Raw genomic sequence first — 17010 nt, 5'->3', positions numbered from 1 at the left:
TCTTTGTTAAACGCCAATAAATAAACGATAGGAAAACTATGCAGCTAACTTCGTACACATCCTCATTTCTAAAAGAGCCATTATTAGATCAGCAAAATAAAAATGAGCTAAACCCAGCAAGTGAAAAAGCAACAAACCTTCAAGGCTCAAAACGTCAAGAAACTGATGTCGATTCTGATCCTGAAGTAGAGACTAAATCGAAAACATCACAAACACAACAAGAGCTAGTAGCTAAAATAAAGGAGTTACAAAATAAGATTAATAGTTTAAAAAGTAACGAAGAGCTAGCTCCAGAACAACGAGAAAGTGAGTTACTAGAGCTTAATAAACAACTTGATGAAGAAATAAATACAGTCCAGCTTGCCGTAAAAAGTAATGTTTCTACGATGATAAACTCTTTGTTTGCTCCTACTTCTAGTAATCACTCTGGTATGCTGTTTAACAATAAAGCGTAAGTTCAAGGCAAAGCGCTTGTTCGCAGTGACTTTGCCAATTGCATATTTATAAGTCCGCTAAATTACATATTTTATAAGTGAGTAGATGAAAATACACATAAAAGTAAATAGGAAGAACCATTTTATGTGAACTGTTATTGGTGACCCGCGTTTGGCTGTTCTTATCATAGTGACTGGGTAATCATACTCAACAAGTGTCTTGAAGAGTTCAGGATGTTCTAAGCTCCAGTCATTTAAAGGAATTGAATCACCATAGCGAGTTTTAAAAATCACAGAAAATAGATAGGCACGCCTAGGTTGTGGATCGTTAATATCGTAGCCGCTTTTGGTGCGTGTAAAATTCCATACGGCCTCAACATTTAGTAAATCTTCTCTTTTAATTGTTCGTGGTTTTCTGTCATCGAATAAAAGTGCGGGCAGGTAAACCTGTTCTTGGTTTATTTTTATTTCGCACAAGGGGGATTCACGGATGAAGTAACGCTTATTGGCGATAAACATCTGAATTAAATAGTAACTGAGGTAAGTAATGATCACAGCGGCAACTGCACCTGCACCGGATTGTGTTTTCCAAACAAGGAGGCATGCAATGATGAATATAGCACCAGTGATTAACTTTGCTTTGAATTTCTGCGCTTTAGGTAAAGGGACTGCGCATCTCAAGATAGGTATTTCAGGTTGCACTTTCGTTTTTATGAAAGTCTGAAAAAAGATGGAGTTAAAGTTCTCACGAGTTAATTCAACTGTAGGCGCTTCCATGTGTCCTCGGTTACAGATTAAGTGTTGGATAAAAATAGTAAAAGCATTGCTTTATTACCAACTAAAGGGTTCGTTTTGTTGTTTTATTAAAAATGACTTATTTATCAAAACTAATTACATGAAATCTAGCATGCATTTCAATCTAAAGAATAGCTTATCTCTAGAGCGAAACAATACCTAAAAAGTTAAAAATTTTTTCTTTACTCGCCTTGATCTAACTGCCCAAATCATAAGGGAAAATTTTTAGCTGTGTGCCATTTTGGAAATTTCGGTATAAAAGTTATGCAAATATTGCCTATAACACTATTGCGAACTATTACTGTTTAGATTAATATACTGACCATCAAGAGAAATGAGAGTGGTTTGCATTCATGTATATCTGTTTATGTCATGGTGTGACTGATAAAAAAATCGAACAAACAATTGATGATGGCGCAATGACAATGCGTGAGTTATCAAAAGAACTGCAAGTGGGTAGCCAGTGCGGCAAGTGTTGTGGTTGTTGTAAAAAAATTCTTAATCGCAAACTGATCGAGATTGCAGATATTACTGAGCAAGTAGCGTAATTACTTGCTCTTAAGCTTGCTTGCTTAACTATTTTTCCTTCGTTTAATTCTTCTAATTTATCCGCTTACTTACGAGTTTTTATTTGCTTTTAACCCCTTCATTTATTAGGGTTATAACAAAGCAGATACGTGTATCACACGGTCATTGGTAGGAAGCCATGATAATAGACTCTTCAAAATCACTTTTTTGTGTAGTACTTATTTTAATCACTGCGGGCTGTGCGCAGCTACCTTCACGAGAGTCCATTCAACCTAGCTATGCCATTGCAGCAGATACACCCAGCACCATAGGAGATGCAGTGGGTAATAATCATCCTGGGTTATCAGGGTTTTATCCTTTAGCAGATGGGGTCGATGCCTTTGTAGCTAGGTTAGCACTCATTGATTCTGCCGAGCACACCATTGATGTGCAGTACTATTTATACCACAGGCAGCAAACTACCATTTTATTTACGGCCTTTTTGTTAAAAGCCGCAGATAGAGGGGTAAGAATTCGCTTGCTGCTCGATGACTTGTCACAAGCTGACAGTGAGCTTGATTTAGCTGCACTGGCTGTTCACCCTAATATTGAAGTTCGATTATTTAATCCATTTCCTAACCGTCGTTTTAGAGCGCTTGGTTTTGTTACCAACTTTAGCCAGCTTTCTAGACGCATGCATAACAAGAGTTTTATTGTTGATAATCGAATTTTTATCACCGGTGGGCGCAACATAGGTAATGCGTATTTCTCGGCTGAAGATCACTCTGAATTTATTGATTTAGATGTTATGAGTGTTGGCGAGATAGTGCCTGAGGCATCAAAGGCATTTGATTTATATTGGAATCATCAGCTGTCTTTCCCTGTTGAAGACTTGCACGGTGAGCGTGATGAGCAATCACTTATTGATATCACTAAAACCTTATCGACCTATGTTGAGCAAAATCAGCAGAGTAATTACGTTGAGCAATTACGCGAAAGCGCCTTTGTAAAACGCTTATTGCACGATGAAATAGAATTCGATTGGCAAAAGTCTGTGTTGTTTTATGATCATCCCGATAAGGTGATGAACGACGTCAGTGAAAAATCGGCCAATATGTCGCCAATGTTATTTAAAGAAATGGGCGAGCCAAAACAAAAAGCAATTATTGTGTCGCCGTATTTTATTCCCCGTGAGCAGGGCGTTAAATTGCTAACAAACTGGGCTCAGCAGGGCGTTGATGTCACTGTACTCACTAATTCTTTAGCTGCTACCGATGTATCTGCGGTGCATGCTGGTTACAAAAAGTACCGAGAAGATCTTATAAAGGGTGGGGTTAAGCTGTGGGAGTTAAAACCCAGTGACTTAATGGCCATTAAGCGCAAAGCGGGACGTAAAGTAACCGGGTCATCACAGGCAAGTTTGCACGCAAAAACCATGACCTTTGATGATGAAAAGATTTTTGTGGGTACCATGAACCTCGACCCCCGCTCAATTGATTTAAATACCGAGATGGGTGTATTAATCGAAAGCAAAAAGCTTAGCCGCTTTTTGGCCCATTGGGTTGATAATCAAATGCCCGAATATGCTTGGAAAGTCGAGCTTAAAGAGGATGATTTAGTTTGGCTCGACACAGTGAGTAATGAGCAGTTTGATGAAGAACCACAAACTTCTTCTTGGCGACGTTTTCAAGTGTGGTTTATTTCGTTATTCCCCATCGAAGATGAGCTCTAAGCCATTCCTTCAGCATTTATACCTAAGCCCAACTTTTTAGTTGGGCTTTTTGTTATCAGCCTTTAGTTGTTAACCATTTCGGGATAAAAAAAGTATTTGAGCGTACACGTGTAAACCCAATATATTCAAGTGCTTAGCATGCAAAGAAAAAATAAATATAAAAAAATGTTAAAAAAACTGGTTGGACCAATTGATCTATTGTTCATTTTATGACGTAATGTAGGTATTACTATCTGGTCGGATGAGTTTATTATGAGCTTACGTACAAAATTAAAAAAAGTATTACCTAGTATTTCAATTACAGAACAAGAAGCGTTAGATGCGGGTGATGTTTGGTTAGAAGGTTCAATCTACCAAGGTAAACCTGATTTCGATGCACTTCGTGACGTGCCTGCAGCTAAGCTAAGCACTGAAGAGCAAGCATTCTTAGATGGCCCAGTGAAAGAATTATTATCAATGATTGATGATTCTGAAATTCAAAACGGTGTTCATCTTCCTGACTACATTCTTGATTTCTTGAAAAAAGAGCGTTTTTTCTCGCTTATCATTCCTAAATCATTCGGCGGTTTAGAATTCAGCCCTTATGCAAACTCTACAATCGTTGCGACTATCGCGACGAAGAGTTCTGCGGTTGCGGTAACCGTGATGGTTCCTAACTCATTAGGCCCAGGTGAGTTATTGCTTCACTTTGGTACAAAAGAGCAACAAGATCACTACTTACCACGTCTTGCAAATGGTCGTGATATTCCTTGTTTCGCACTAACTAGCCCAGAAGCGGGTTCGGATGCGGGTGGCATTCCAGATATTGGTGTTGTTAAACGTGGTCAGTTCAATGGCGAAGAAGTGTTAGGTTTAGAAATTACCTGGGACAAACGTTACATCACACTTGCGCCAATTGCGACAGTGTTAGGTTTAGCATTTAAAGTTGTTGACCCTGATGGTTTACTAGGTGGCAAAGAAAACCTAGGTATTACCTGTGCGCTTATCCCTAAAGATCACCCAGGTGTTGAACTTGGTAATCGTCATGATCCTATGGGTATCCGTTTTTATAATGGTACGACACGCGGTGAAAAAGTATTTGTACCAATGGACTTCATCATTGGTGGTCAAAAGAACATCGGTCGTGGCTGGCAAATGCTGGTTAGCTGTTTAGGTGCAGGTCGTGGTATTTCGTTACCGGCGCTTGGTGTTAGTTCATCACAAGTAGCATTTAAAGGTGCTTCAGAGTACGCAGCAGTACGCGAGCAGTTTGGTCTTGCGATTGGTCAATTCGAAGGTATCCAAGAGAAGCTTGCTGATATCGCAGGTAAAACTTACCTTCAAGAAGCAATGCGTGTATTAACAACAGAAGGTTTAGGCATGGGCTTAAAACCATCTGTAGTCACTGCAATTGCTAAATACCATATGACAGAAATTGGTCGTAACGTGCTTGATTCAGCAATGGATATACAAGCAGGTAAAGCGATTCAAAATGGTCCACAAAATACATTAGCAAGTGGTTATGTTGCACAACCAATCGCAATCACGGTTGAAGGTGCAAACATTCTTACTCGTAACTTAATGATTTTTGGTCAAGGTGTAATGCGTTGTCATCCTTATCTACAATCTATGGTTGAGTCTATCCACAGCGAAGACAAAAATGCAGATAAAGAATTCAATAGCATTTTACGTAAAACAGTAGGCTACAGCGTAGCTAACAGCTTACGAGCTTTCCGTTTAGGTGTATTACCGTTTACTGCGGGTGCTAAATCGTCACTACCCGAAGTACGTGAATACGAAAAAGCAGCGCACAAACTATCTGCAAAACTTGCAGTTTATGCTGACTTCTCGTTATTGGTACTTGGCGGCAAACTTAAACAAGCAGAAATGTTATCTGCACGTTTAGGTGACGTAATGAGCTTCTTATATGCTGCCATGGCATCGATTAAATACTACGAGCAAAAAGTAGCAAGCAGTGAACGTGAGCAAGCTGCGCCTTACTTCCACTATGCGACTCGCTTTGCACTACAAAGCGCTGAAGAAGCATTGCATAAGTTCTTAGATAACTTCCCTGCAAGTGGTACTCGTAAGTTTATGCGTTTCATTACTATGAACTATTCAATGAAGATGCCTAAGATCAGCGATGATTTAATTCGTGAACTTGCAACTCAAGCGCAAATGGATACCGCATTTAAAGCGCAAATCACTCACTTGGTTAATCCAATTGAAGGTGATGGTCATTACATTAATGAGCAAGCGTATAAAGCGAAAATGGCGTGTCTTGATTTACTTAAGAAAGTTAAAAAAGCACTGCGTGCTAAAACTATTAAGCCGGGCGTTCGTTTTGCAGAAACGCTTGATAATGCACTAGTTGCAAGTGTTATCAACGAAGGAGAGTACGCAAAACTGATTGATTACAACAAGAAACGTGAAAAAGCGATTCGTGTTGATGAGTTTGACTTTGATATGAACTTACTGGATGACAATGCAAAGCCAGTAAACCCACTTAAAAGTGTGGTAAACGAGTAATTCAACAATGCAAGTCCTGAGCAGTATTAGGACTTTATCTTCGAAAACCCGTGTTTAGCACGGGTTTTTTATTGCCTATAGGCCGTTGTGCCAGTAGCTAATTTCACCTACCATTGCCATCAGTTTATATAAATTACAGAGCGTTATGGATCTTAGGCAATTTGTTACATCTCACTTTTCAAACATTACAGGTTTGCAGCAAGCGGCATCAGTATGGAGCGGTTGCGGTGAGATTATTCGTTGCCAAATGGATGGTACTGCTGCGGTAATTAAAGCGATTGAAGTGCCTAGCCAGATCAATCATAGTCGTATAAAACAAAGTGATTTTGCGCTTGCCAGAAAGCGCCAATCTTACTTAGTCGAATTTAATTGGTATCGGCGTTACGCTAAGCAATTACCCCATGAAGCTGCGGCTATCCACTGCATTGAGGCAATACAAGAGGGCAGTAAGCAAGCGCTGTTATTTAGTGATTTCAGTGCACTTGGCTACCAGCAAGCAAGTGCTACACACATCGACATTCAAGCAATTATAAACTGGCTTGCACATTTTCATGCTTTTCATTTAGCAAGCTCTGCTGGTGGACTTTGGCCGCGAGGTAGTTACTGGCATTTAGCAACGCGGCCTGATGAGCTACAGCGTATGAGCGATTTAAGCTTAAAAGCGCAGGCACACGCTATTGATACTGCGTTGAGTGAGTCACCTTACCAAACGTTAATTCATGGTGATGCTAAGCTTGCCAATTTTGCTATTTTGCCACAAAACCAGCACGTTCTTGGCTATGATTTTCAATACGTTGGCAAGGGAATTGGGGTGATTGATGTGATGTACTTTTTAGGTAGTTGTTTAGATGATGCAGCATTAAAATCAGTTGCAGATGACTATTTAAATCGCTATTTTGATACCTTCACACAAGCACTAAAGCGCTATCAACCGAGTGTCAATCCTGCGCATGTCGTTAGCAGTTGGCAAGCGCTTTGGTGTTACGCATGGAGCGATTTTTATCGCTTTTTAGCAGGTTGGAGCCCTGATCATGCAAAAATAAACGGCTACATGCAGCAGCAATTTGTAACGTATTTAGAAATAAAGGATTAACAATGAATAAGCCAATGCGATTTGCCATTATCGGCTGTGGTGCAGTAACCGAACTGAAAAGCGGCCCTGCTTATCAACAAGCAGAAGGTATTGCGCTTATTGGGGTGACACGCCGCGACCTTGAAAAAGCCCATGATTACGCTAAACGCCATAATGTTGCAAAGGTGTTCGCATCGCCAAGCGAACTAATTAACGATAACAGTGTTGATGCAGTATATATAGCCACGCCGCCAGATAGCCATAAAGCGTATGCTCTTGAGGTTGCAGCGGCAGGTAAACCTTGCTGTATTGAAAAGCCGCTGGCACCGAGTTATCAAGATAGCCTTGACATTGTCGCAGCGTTTAAAGAGGCAAAACAGCCGCTATTTGTGGCTTATTATCGCCGTTCGTTACCGCGCTTTAATCAAGTTAAACAGTTACTAGAACAAGGTGTTATTGGTAAGCCTCGTCATGTTAGTTGGCATTTAAGTAAAGCTCCTAACGCCCTTGATTTATCGGGTGAGTATAACTGGCGCACAGATCAAAACGTGGCACGAGGTGGTTACTTTGACGATTTAGCCAGCCATGGCCTTGATTTACTTGCCTACCTTTTAGGTGATTTTAATAAGGTGCATGGTTTATGTGCCAATCAACGAGGCTTATATTCTGCATTTGATGCTATTACTGCGCACTGGCAGCATCAATCTGGCGTTACCGGCACTGGGAGCTGGAACTTTGCTTCAGCGAATCGTTTTGATGATGTAATGATTTATGGCAGTGAAGGCGAGCTTAGCTTTAGTGTTTTTGATGAAAAGCCGATTGTGCTTAACAACGCACAGGGCAAACAACAGTTCATAGTTGATAACCCTGCACATATTCAACAATATCATGTTGAAAACATTGCAAACTATTTTCATGCTCAGCAGCCACACCCATCCACCGGTGAAACCGCACTACATACAAGCTGGGTTATGGAACAGATTTTATCGGCTTAGTGCTCAAACGCTGCATTGAAGGCATTTACAATTTGGGTGTTTTCACCTTCATGAAATAGTGCCATTAGCCGCTCGCTAATTAAAGTGCGTATCTTTTCGGTTTTAAGCGCTTTGTCGAACATCGCGACTGCTTGTTTGCCGACCTCTGTTGGTGAACAAGCAATATAACCAAACACCGCGGCTTTTTCTGGCTTAAGGCTGATATAGCGAATACTACTTAGATCCTGTGTTCGTTTATAACGGTTACTAAATATAGTTTGATATTCTAAAACGGCATCAATTTTATTTTGAAATAGCATTTGTCCGAGCCTTGGTGCATTTCTTGCCCCATCGAGTATGAAAAAATGCTCATCATTTAAACGTACAAACTGATCAATCTCTTCTGAGTATGACCGACCTTTAACTATGCCTATTGTTAAATCGTAATGAAAAATAGCTTGCACTAGTGTGATTGAGTCTGGAATGGTGGGCTTATTAAATACCACTAGCTTATTAGGGGGAAAAGCCATTATTGGGTATTGGCTGAACACAGCATGGGCCTCGCGCTCAGGGGTTTTTAATTTATTGTACAAGCAAGCATTATTCATTTTGCTTAATTGCTGCCATTCTCTTAACCGGCTTGCAGGTATAAAGCGCAGGCTGATTTCATCGCCTAGCTCAGTTGCAGCAGCAAGTAAGAACTTGGTGGCTTCATTTTTTGGATTACCACCATCTTGCGGAACAAAATCAGCCATAACTTGAATATCGAGTGTTTCACTGTGGGTAGGTAGGCAAAAGCTACAAAGTAGTATCGAAGTAAGGATAAACGTTTTCATTACTGCAGGGCCAAAAATAAATAAAGTGTTAAAGATTGCCGATACGTGTTGTTGCAAAAAAATTAATATTTGCAATGTCCTGTATGATTTTAGACCAGAACAAGAAATTAATGCAGTGAGTGTGCATTTTTTGCAGTCGAGAAGACTATTTTGCGCTAAAATAGGCGTAATTTATTTCATTTAGGTTCTACTTATGTCTATCCATGTAATTACTCATCCGTTAGTTCAACACAAACTTGGCCTTATGCGCGCACAAGGTATTAGCACAAAAAGTTTCCGTGAGCTTTCGTCTGAAGTAGGTACCTTGCTTACTTACGAAGCAACAAAAAACCTACCATTAGAAAGCGTGCAAATCACAGGGTGGGATGGTTCAACTTTAGATGTAGAGCATATTAAAGGAAAAAAAATTACTGTTGTGCCTATTCTTCGCGCCGGTCTTGGCATGATGGATGGCGTAATGCAATTATTACCTGCTGCAAAAGTAAGTGTGGTAGGTCTTCAGCGCAATGAAGAAACACTTGAACCAGTGCCTTATTTTGAAAAACTAGTTGGCAAAATTGATGAGCGTTTAAGTCTTGTTATTGACCCAATGCTGGCAACGGGCGGCTCAATGATCGCAACTATCGATATGCTGAAAAAAGCAGGCTGTAAAGATATTAAAGTGATTGTATTAGTGGCTGCACCAGAAGGCGTAGAAAAAACCCTTGCAGCGCACCCAGATGTTGAAATTTTCACAGCATCTTTAGACAGTCACTTAAACGAAAAAGGATATATTATTCCAGGCTTAGGAGATGCCGGTGATAAGATTTTTGGCACAGTGTAAGGCGCTCACGTGGAAAATCATCAAACATTTTCGTTAAAAACCATTCTAACAGGCGCGCAAATGCTGTTTGTAGCATTTGGTGCATTGGTACTTGTGCCGTTACTGACAGGCCTTGACCCAAATGTGGCTTTATTTACCGCAGGCTTAGGAACGTTACTGTTTCATGTGGTTACCAAAGGCCAAGTTCCTATCTTTTTAGCATCGTCTTTTGCTTTTATTGCACCCATTATCGCCTCAGTACAAATGTGGGGCATTCCTGCAACAATGGGCGGTTTAATGGTGGCAGGCTTTTGCTATTTTGCGCTTAGCTTGATTGTAAAGTTTAAAGGCGTAAATGCTCTGCATAAAGTGTTACCGCCTGTGGTTGTTGGCCCAGTTATTATGGTGATAGGTTTAGCCTTAGCGCCGGTTGCCGTGAATATGGCAATGGGTAAAGCTGGTGATGGCAGTGCGCAATTAGTTCCTTATGCGCAAGCTATTTGGGTTTCAGGTTTATCATTACTGGTTACGTTAATTTTTGCTGTTTGGGGCAAAGGTGTATTTAAACTTATCCCTATTCTCGCTGGCGTTATTGCAGGTTACCTTGCTTCGTTATTTATAGGTATTGTTGAATTTAGTGCGGTTACTCAAGCAAACTGGTTTGCTGTGCCGGCATTTACTTATCCTGAGTTTAAGTGGCAAGCTATTTTGTTTATGGTACCTGTGGCAATTGCTCCGGCCATTGAACATATTGGTGACATGATGGCAATTAGCCAAGTAACAGGTAAAGACTATTTAAAGAAACCGGGTTTACATCGCACTTTACTCGGTGATGGCTTAGCAACCTCTGCGGCATCGGTTTTTGGTGGTCCACCTAATACTACTTACTCTGAAGTAACAGGTGCGGTTATGCTTACGCGTAACTTCAACCCTCGAGTGATGCTTTGGACTGCAATCATCGCAATTGTGCTCGCGTTTGTGGCAAAAATGGGCGCAGGATTACAAACTATTCCGGTTCCTGTGATGGGTGGCATCATGATTTTACTATTTGGTTCTATTGCTGTTGTTGGTTTAAATACCTTAGTAAAATCAGGTGAGGACCTTACTGCGCCTCGTAACCTGACTATCATCGCACTGATTTTAGTGTTTGGAATCGGTGGTATGCATATTGGTGATGACGAGTTTAGTTTGCAGGGTGTGAGCTTATGCGCAATTTTGGGGATTATTTTAAATGCTGTCCTCCCCAAAGCAGTGCAACAAGCTGATTAGAACTGAATAACTGCTGGAATATTGCACCAAAAAAGCGCATTAAATATGCGCTTTTTTTGTAACTATATAAAAAATAAGGAATTATAAAACTGGTCTACTAACTGCATTTATCTCTATGTCATACTGGTAGGAGCGATTATGCAAGAGGCAAATGTTGTGGATATTACCCCGTTTTTAGCGAAGCATCAGTTACCACTCAAGTATCAATACTTAAGTGAGCAGTTTTTTATACCCCTCGCGCACGATATCTTAAGCGCAAAAATGACCGGCCAACCTATGTTGGTGGCTATCAACGGCTGCCAAGGTTCAGGTAAAACAACTCTCGCTGATTTTTTAGTGACTTGGGTTAATAGTAATACCGAATTTAATAGCGTGTCATTATCAATCGATGACTTTTATTTAAGCCGTGATGCACGCAATGAGCTTGCTAAAGATGTTCATCCTTTGTTTGCGAGTCGTGGGGTACCGGGTACGCATGATACGCAATTAATGGAACAAACCTTATCGGCTTTGTTGGCAGGTAAAATGGATGTGCCACTACCTCAATTTGACAAGCTAACCGATGATCCTGTGCCACAATCGCAGTGGCCTAGTAACCAAAAACCGATTGATATCGTGTTTTTTGAAGGCTGGTGTGTAGCCAGTACACCGCAGCAACCTTATCAACTACAAACTCCAGTTAATGAATTAGAGCAACTAGAAGATGCCGACGGCATTTGGCGTCGCTGCGTAAATAGTTGCTTAGCGAATGAATATCAAAATGTATTCGCAATGGCCGATTACACCATTATGTTAAAAGCGCCTTCATTTGAAGATGTGTATGCTTGGCGGTTAGAGCAGGAGCATAAGTTAATCGCCAAAAAAGGCGAAGGGCAGGGTACCTTTGATGAACAGAGTTTAAAACGTTTTATCTCTCATTTTGAGCGTATTACGCGTGAAAATTTAGCAACCCTCGCGCAGAGTGTAGATGCTTTATTATTGCTCGACACAGAGCGTGACATCACTAAGATGGAACTACTCGCTGACCAAATTGCTCAGCCACTTATTTTTACTGACTTAGACGGCACATTGCTCGATCACGATAGCTACGAATGTGAGGTGATCAAACCATTTTTGGCAAAGTTGAATGATACCGGTGTCAATGTCATTTTTAATACCAGCAAAACCTTTGCTGAAGTCACTGATATTCAAAACGGTTTGGCTCATCATCAACCTTTTATTGTTGAAAATGGCGCGGCTGTTTACATCCCGAAAGACTATTTTAAAGTAAAGCCGATTGGCTGTGATGAATATCAAGGTTATTGGCGCTTTGCTATGACACAAAGTACCGATAAATTGCATGAAGATCTTAAACGATATGCGAGTGATTATAGTCATTGTGTACGCTTATTTAGTCAATTTAGTGCACAAGAAATAGCCAAATTAACAGGGCTACCCGTCGATAAAAGTGAACTGGCTTTACAAAGACAGTACTCAGATCCGGTTTGTTTCTCGGGCAGCGATGAAGAAAAACAAGGTCTGATAGATGCAATGAGCCAAGCTGGCTACGAAGTGCTTGTTGGCGGGCGTTTTATCCATTTAACCAAAGGTAACAACAAAGGGCTTGCACAAAAGTGGCTGTTAAATCAGTTTAAAAAAGCCTATCGCAATCCTTTTACTGTGATTGCCCTTGGCGACAGTCAAAACGATGTAGCCATGCTAAAGGCGGCCGATACCGCCATATTAATCAATAACCCTGGCAGCCAAGTTCAATCACAAATACTACAAAAAGCCTGGCAGCTCAGCGAAAAACCAGCCCCTGCGGGTTGGGTTCAAGAAGTTTCTGCGTTAACTATCATCAAAGCGCGTTTTGCAGCAAAACAGGAGCAATCTCATGGCTGATTTCTATCAAAATGGCATTATCACTACGCTACACAATATTGCTGATCGCCCAGTAGAAGAACTAGAAAAAGAGTTGTTGGGCTTTTCTAAACAACGCCCAATGGGCCTTATATTACCCTCGCTTTACAGTGAGTTAGAAGGGCCAGCTTTGCAAAATATTATTGCTGAGCTGAAACATGTGCCTTACTTATCGCAAATAACCATTGGCCTTGATCGCGCCGACGAAAGCCAATATCGCCATGCACTGCAGTTTTTTGCAGAGCTTGATCAACACCATAAGGTACTTTGGAATGATGGCCCGCGTCTACAAGCCCTTGATAAAGAACTTCAAAAGTTAGGTGTTGCGCCACGAGAATTAGGTAAAGGCCGTAATGTTTGGTATTGCATGGGTTATAAACTCGCCACCTCAAAAGTGGAATCAATTGCATTACATGACTGTGATATATTGACATACGATAGAGCACTTTTAGCTCGCTTGATTTACCCTGTTGCTCATCCTCGTTTTAACTATGAGTTTTGTAAAGGGTTTTACCCTCGCACTGCAGAAGGCAAAATCAATGGCCGTGTATCTCGTTTATTAGTTACGCCATTACTGCGTTCATTTAAAACGATCTTGGGCAGTAGTGATTATCTAGAGTATATGGATTCGTTTCGATATCCATTAGCTGGAGAGTTTTCATTCCGTCGCGATGTACTCAACGATATCCGTATTCCAAGTGACTGGGGCTTAGAAATTGGCGTGTTATCAGAGATGTATCGCAATTACTCGCATAATCGTTTATGTCAGGTTGATATTGCTGATAACTATGACCATAAACATCAAGACTTATCACTAGGCAATCAAGCTGCTGGCTTGTCGAAAATGTCGATTGATATAACTAAAGCTCTATTCAGAAAGCTGGCTACTCAAGGGGTTACTTTTACGAGCGAAACAATTCGTTCATTAAAAGCAACGTATTATCGTATCGCCCTCGACTTTATTGAAACATATCACAATGATGCGCTTATGAATGGTTTAACATTGGATATTCACCAAGAAGAGAAAGCCGTTGAAATGTTTGCACAAAATATTATGAATGCGGGTCAGCATTTTCTAGAAAACCCAATGGAAGCACCATTTGTGCCGAGTTGGAACAGAGTAGCCTCGGCAATGCCAGATGTATTTGCTCGCTTAGAAGAAGCCGTAGAGCTTGATAACAAAGAATATATTTAACGGGGAAGGCACGTGACTTTAGAGCTACTCCAACAAAGGGTTATTCAGCATTTAACCTGCATCTACGGCGAGGTTGAACTATCAACAACGCTTGAACAACTCGCAGACAGATTAATCGATACCATGTTAGGTGATGATCCTGTTCGTGACCCAACGCCACATAAAAACCGTTGGGATGAGCAAGATATGATTTTAATCGCCTATGGTGATTCGATTATTCGCCATGCTAACACGGATGAAGCGGTTGCTAAGCCTGAAGAGCCGCCTTTGCATACCTTACATCGCTTTGTAAAAAACCAATGCTTGCCTGAACTTAATGCATTACACATTTTGCCATTTTACCCGTATAGCTCAGATGAAGGCTTCGCGGTAATGAACTATGTGCAAGTGAATGAAGCGTTAGGCAGTTGGCAGCATATCCGCGATATTTCGAAGGATGTCAGGTTGATGGCTGATTTAGTGATCAATCATTGCTCTAGCAGAAGTGTTTGGTTTGAAAACTTTATTCAAGGCAAAGAGCCTGGTAAGAGTTATTTTAAAACAGCAAGCCCGAGTGACGATCTTGTTCAAGTTGTTCGCCCGCGAACATCGCCTCTTTTACAAGCGGTTGAAACAAAAAACGGTTTGCAACATGTATGGTGTACGTTTAGCCACGATCAAGTCGACTTTGATTTTGCCAACCCAGATGTGCTCAATGAGTTTGTCAGCATTATTCGTCATTATTTAGATAATGGTGTACGAATTTTCCGCCTCGATGCGGTGGCATTTTTATGGAAAAAGCTGAATACCCGCTGCATTAACCTACCAGAGACTCACGAAGTGATCAGATTACTTCGCACCCTGATAGAGCATTTTGAGCCTAACGTGATTATTATCACTGAAACCAATATTCCAAACCGCGAAAACCTCTCTTATTTTGGTAATGCCAACGAAGCACATTGTATTTACAATTTCTCATTACCGCCTTTGCTATTACATACCTTACTGAGTGGCGATAGCACCGCATTAAAGCACTGGATGATGAGCATGCCACCCCCTCAAGAAGGGACTGCATACTTTAACTTTATAGCATCACATGATGGTATAGGTTTAAGGCCTGTCGAAGGGTTATTGGAGCAAAGTGAAATTGCCGAAATGGTCAATACCACGGCTAAATATGGCGGTAAAGTATCATTACGTACCGCACCAGATGGCACCAACACCCCTTATGAGTTAAACATCGCATTGTTTGATGCGCTGCAAGGTACCCATAAAGGCCCTGATAAATGGGGGGTTGCACGCTTTTTATGTGCGCATGCCATTATGTTTGCACTTGAAGGTATTCCAGGTTTGTATATTCATAGCCTACTCGGTACTACCAATGATTATGAACGCTTTGAAAACAGCCAACATAACCGAGCGATTAACCGTCACCGCTGGCAAGAGTCAGATTTACTTGCCAAGTTGAGTAACGAAAATGCTCATCATCGTACTGTGTTTAAAGCGATGAAAAACCTAATGGCTATTCGTAAGGCACAAAGCGCTTTTCACCCTAATGCAACGCAATATACATTACATTTAAGCGAGGGGTTATTTGGTTTTTGGCGACAAAGTATCAACCGTTCGCAAAGTATGTTTTGTGTTTATAACATCAGTGACGAGACGCAAATTCTTACTCTTGCCGACTTAAATTTGATTGGTACTGAGCAGTGGCGTGATTTAATCAGCGGTGAGCAAATTACCGAGCAGACAAAAACCATGTCGCTAACCCCATACCAAGCTGTATGGCTCAGCAATAAATGAAGGCAGGCACTGTAAATGCCCTTTACAGTGCGCTTTTTGTTGCCTCTAAGAGAAGAGATTCAACACTAAAAGGAAGAGGTGTTATATGTGCTTTACTGAAAACGCGAAAGTTAATTGCCAAGTTATCACTGTGAATTTGTTCAACGAGTTTAAGCGTTTGTTCGTTATGTTGACTGAAAATGGCCACTTTTTGATGAATAGGTCCAGAGGAGTGTTTATTCAGTAAGTCATGAATATTCACCACTGCTAAAGCCCCCAGCGTAACATGACCACCGATAGTGACGTCTATTTTTTCTGCTACAGCTCGAAGCGGCCAGTTAATTGCACCAACTAATACTTCTTTGCGTTTGTTTAATTCATCAAGCGCAGCAATCGCTCCTAAGGCCATAGCATCGTTGGCTGCCCAAACAATATTAATGGTTGGTTGATGGCTAAAAAAGCCAAGGCTATGACGATACGCTTGTGTTGCTGACCAGTTGGCAACAGTTTTCGCCGTGATGTGCGTATTATCATGCGTTAATACACTTTGTTTTAAACCTTGCTCCCTATCAAGAGCTGCATGAGTGGTGTAATCGCCATTAATCGCAAAAACATTAGCAGCTTGTTGACTATTTTCAATCAGCTTATTGGCAAGAAGTTGCCCCGCTTGTTTATTATCGGGTACCACGCTACCTGTGATATTAATACCATGATCAATCAATCTTTTTAGTTCTTTTTCAGATGGGCGGTTAAGTAAAAAGTAGATCGGCGTAGAAGTGTGTTCTATGCTCAAAAGATGTTGGGTTAGCACGCTTTTCTCATCAACTAAAATCAGCATATCTGGCTTTGCTTTAATCGCTTTAGCCACTAATGACTTCATTTCAATATGATTTCGGTTGGCATAATGAATCGTTAAATCGAGATCAAAGTCTTTGGCAGCGTCACGCATCAACTGCGACACTTCAAACCAAAACGGGCCCGTGACATTAGTATCGGCATGGCCAGGATTTATAAAAATAACACTTTGCTTGGCAAATACACTCGGTAAGCAAAATAGGCAGATAGTGAAAAATACCGTTTTTAGCATGGGTAAGTTAAGTTAATTGACTGATTTGCCCTAGTATATAACTTGAATTGATAGGTTTTAAGTAATGGATTGGAATAAGATCGTTTTTGACTTCTTAAATGAAAAAGGGCTGCATAAAAGTGCAGCCCTAAGAGAATCA

The 17010-nt window shown here is 40.9% G+C and carries 14 protein-coding genes; 11 read left to right on the top strand and 3 right to left on the bottom strand.

The window, feature by feature from the left end; all coding sequences use genetic code 11:
• Positions 1-38 precede the first annotated feature (38 nt).
• Positions 39-455, top strand: coding sequence for a hypothetical protein (locus J3455_RS02250; RefSeq protein ID WP_167657498.1), 417 nt, complete (start codon positions 39-41; stop codon positions 453-455).
• Between the two features lie 57 nt (positions 456-512).
• Here J3455_RS02250 and J3455_RS02245 read toward each other — a convergent pair whose 3' ends face one another.
• Positions 513-1211, bottom strand: a complete 699-nt coding sequence (locus J3455_RS02245) for a hypothetical protein (RefSeq protein WP_349560921.1) — start codon at positions 1209-1211, stop codon at positions 513-515.
• A 371-nt stretch (positions 1212-1582) separates the two neighbouring features.
• On the opposite strand from J3455_RS02245, the gene J3455_RS02240 reads away from it, so the two are divergent.
• The 5 genes from J3455_RS02240 (at position 1583) to J3455_RS02220 (ending at position 8043) form a co-directional block, all read left to right on the top strand.
• Positions 1583-1777 (top strand): (2Fe-2S)-binding protein, encoded by a 195-nt coding sequence (locus J3455_RS02240; protein ID WP_105181791.1) that lies wholly within the window; start codon positions 1583-1585, stop codon positions 1775-1777.
• Positions 1778-1935: 158 nt separating this feature from the next.
• Positions 1936-3468 (top strand): phospholipase D family protein, encoded by a 1533-nt coding sequence (locus J3455_RS02235; protein ID WP_130052738.1) that lies wholly within the window; start codon positions 1936-1938, stop codon positions 3466-3468.
• A gap of 252 nt (positions 3469-3720) precedes the next feature.
• Complete coding sequence (locus tag J3455_RS02230) at positions 3721-5976, top strand: acyl-CoA dehydrogenase (protein WP_349560920.1); 2256 nt, start codon at positions 3721-3723, stop codon at positions 5974-5976.
• Between the two features lie 145 nt (positions 5977-6121).
• Entirely contained in the window at positions 6122-7069 is a 948-nt protein-coding gene (locus J3455_RS02225; protein WP_349560919.1) for a phosphotransferase, read from the top strand.
• Between the two features lie 2 nt (positions 7070-7071).
• Positions 7072-8043, top strand: coding sequence for a Gfo/Idh/MocA family protein (locus J3455_RS02220; RefSeq protein WP_349560917.1), 972 nt, complete (start codon positions 7072-7074; stop codon positions 8041-8043).
• Here the strand turns inward: J3455_RS02220 and J3455_RS02215 are convergent.
• Positions 8040-8858: a hypothetical protein gene (locus J3455_RS02215; protein ID WP_349560915.1), complete on the bottom strand. Its 819-nt coding sequence runs from the start codon at positions 8856-8858 to the stop codon at positions 8040-8042. The genes J3455_RS02220 and J3455_RS02215 overlap by 4 nt on opposite strands.
• Before the next feature lie 193 nt (positions 8859-9051).
• On the opposite strand from J3455_RS02215, the gene upp reads away from it, so the two are divergent.
• The 5 genes from upp (at position 9052) to J3455_RS02190 (ending at position 15805) form a co-directional block, all read left to right on the top strand.
• Positions 9052-9681 carry a uracil phosphoribosyltransferase gene (gene upp, locus J3455_RS02210; protein ID WP_130052733.1) on the top strand — a complete coding sequence of 210 codons (630 nt, stop codon included), beginning with the start codon at positions 9052-9054 and terminating at the stop codon, positions 9679-9681.
• A 9-nt stretch (positions 9682-9690) separates the two neighbouring features.
• The gene (locus J3455_RS02205) at positions 9691-10929 is read left to right on the top strand and encodes a uracil-xanthine permease family protein (RefSeq protein ID WP_349560913.1); all 1239 of its coding nucleotides are present in this window, start codon (positions 9691-9693) and stop codon (positions 10927-10929) included.
• 138 nt (positions 10930-11067) lie between these two features.
• The gene (locus J3455_RS02200) at positions 11068-12810 is read left to right on the top strand and encodes an HAD-IIB family hydrolase (protein WP_256853927.1); all 1743 of its coding nucleotides are present in this window, start codon (positions 11068-11070) and stop codon (positions 12808-12810) included.
• Positions 12803-14023, top strand: a complete 1221-nt coding sequence (locus J3455_RS02195) for a glycosyltransferase family protein (protein ID WP_130052730.1) — start codon at positions 12803-12805, stop codon at positions 14021-14023. Before J3455_RS02200 ends, J3455_RS02195 begins: the two co-directional genes overlap by 8 nt.
• Positions 14024-14035: 12 nt before the next feature.
• On the top strand, positions 14036-15805 hold the full coding sequence (locus tag J3455_RS02190; RefSeq protein ID WP_349560911.1) for a sugar phosphorylase: 1770 nt from the start codon (positions 14036-14038) through the stop codon (positions 15803-15805).
• A 22-nt stretch (positions 15806-15827) separates the two neighbouring features.
• Here the strand turns inward: J3455_RS02190 and J3455_RS02185 are convergent, their stop codons facing one another.
• The gene (locus J3455_RS02185; RefSeq protein ID WP_349560910.1) at positions 15828-16871 is read right to left on the bottom strand and encodes an ABC transporter substrate-binding protein; all 1044 of its coding nucleotides are present in this window, start codon (positions 16869-16871) and stop codon (positions 15828-15830) included.
• Positions 16872-17010 lie beyond the last annotated feature (139 nt).

This window comes from Pseudoalteromonas sp. NFXS39 (assembly GCF_040148775.1).
In the GTDB taxonomy this organism is placed as follows: Bacteria; Pseudomonadota; Gammaproteobacteria; order Enterobacterales; family Alteromonadaceae; genus Pseudoalteromonas; species Pseudoalteromonas apostichopi.
This window is presented reverse-complemented; position numbering and strand designations above follow the sequence as displayed.

What these genes read in the sequence shown, in the direction of transcription:
- J3455_RS02240 (WP_105181791.1), top strand. Translation starts at nt 1,583, where the DNA reads ATGTATATCTGTTTATGTCATGGTGTGACTGATAAAAAAATCGAACAA.
- upp (WP_130052733.1), top strand. Translation starts at nt 9,052, where the DNA reads ATGTCTATCCATGTAATTACTCATCCGTTAGTTCAACACAAACTTGGC.
- J3455_RS02215 (WP_349560915.1), bottom strand. Translation starts at nt 8,858, where the DNA reads ATGAAAACGTTTATCCTTACTTCGATACTACTTTGTAGCTTTTGCCTA.
- J3455_RS02235 (WP_130052738.1), top strand. Translation starts at nt 1,936, where the DNA reads ATGATAATAGACTCTTCAAAATCACTTTTTTGTGTAGTACTTATTTTA.
- J3455_RS02200 (WP_256853927.1), top strand. Translation starts at nt 11,068, where the DNA reads ATGCAAGAGGCAAATGTTGTGGATATTACCCCGTTTTTAGCGAAGCAT.
- J3455_RS02230 (WP_349560920.1), top strand. Translation starts at nt 3,721, where the DNA reads ATGAGCTTACGTACAAAATTAAAAAAAGTATTACCTAGTATTTCAATT.
- J3455_RS02220 (WP_349560917.1), top strand. Translation starts at nt 7,072, where the DNA reads ATGAATAAGCCAATGCGATTTGCCATTATCGGCTGTGGTGCAGTAACC.
- J3455_RS02185 (WP_349560910.1), bottom strand. Translation starts at nt 16,871, where the DNA reads ATGCTAAAAACGGTATTTTTCACTATCTGCCTATTTTGCTTACCGAGT.
- J3455_RS02245 (WP_349560921.1), bottom strand. Translation starts at nt 1,211, where the DNA reads ATGGAAGCGCCTACAGTTGAATTAACTCGTGAGAACTTTAACTCCATC.
- J3455_RS02250 (WP_167657498.1), top strand. Translation starts at nt 39, where the DNA reads ATGCAGCTAACTTCGTACACATCCTCATTTCTAAAAGAGCCATTATTA.
- J3455_RS02195 (WP_130052730.1), top strand. Translation starts at nt 12,803, where the DNA reads ATGGCTGATTTCTATCAAAATGGCATTATCACTACGCTACACAATATT.
- J3455_RS02225 (WP_349560919.1), top strand. Translation starts at nt 6,122, where the DNA reads ATGGATCTTAGGCAATTTGTTACATCTCACTTTTCAAACATTACAGGT.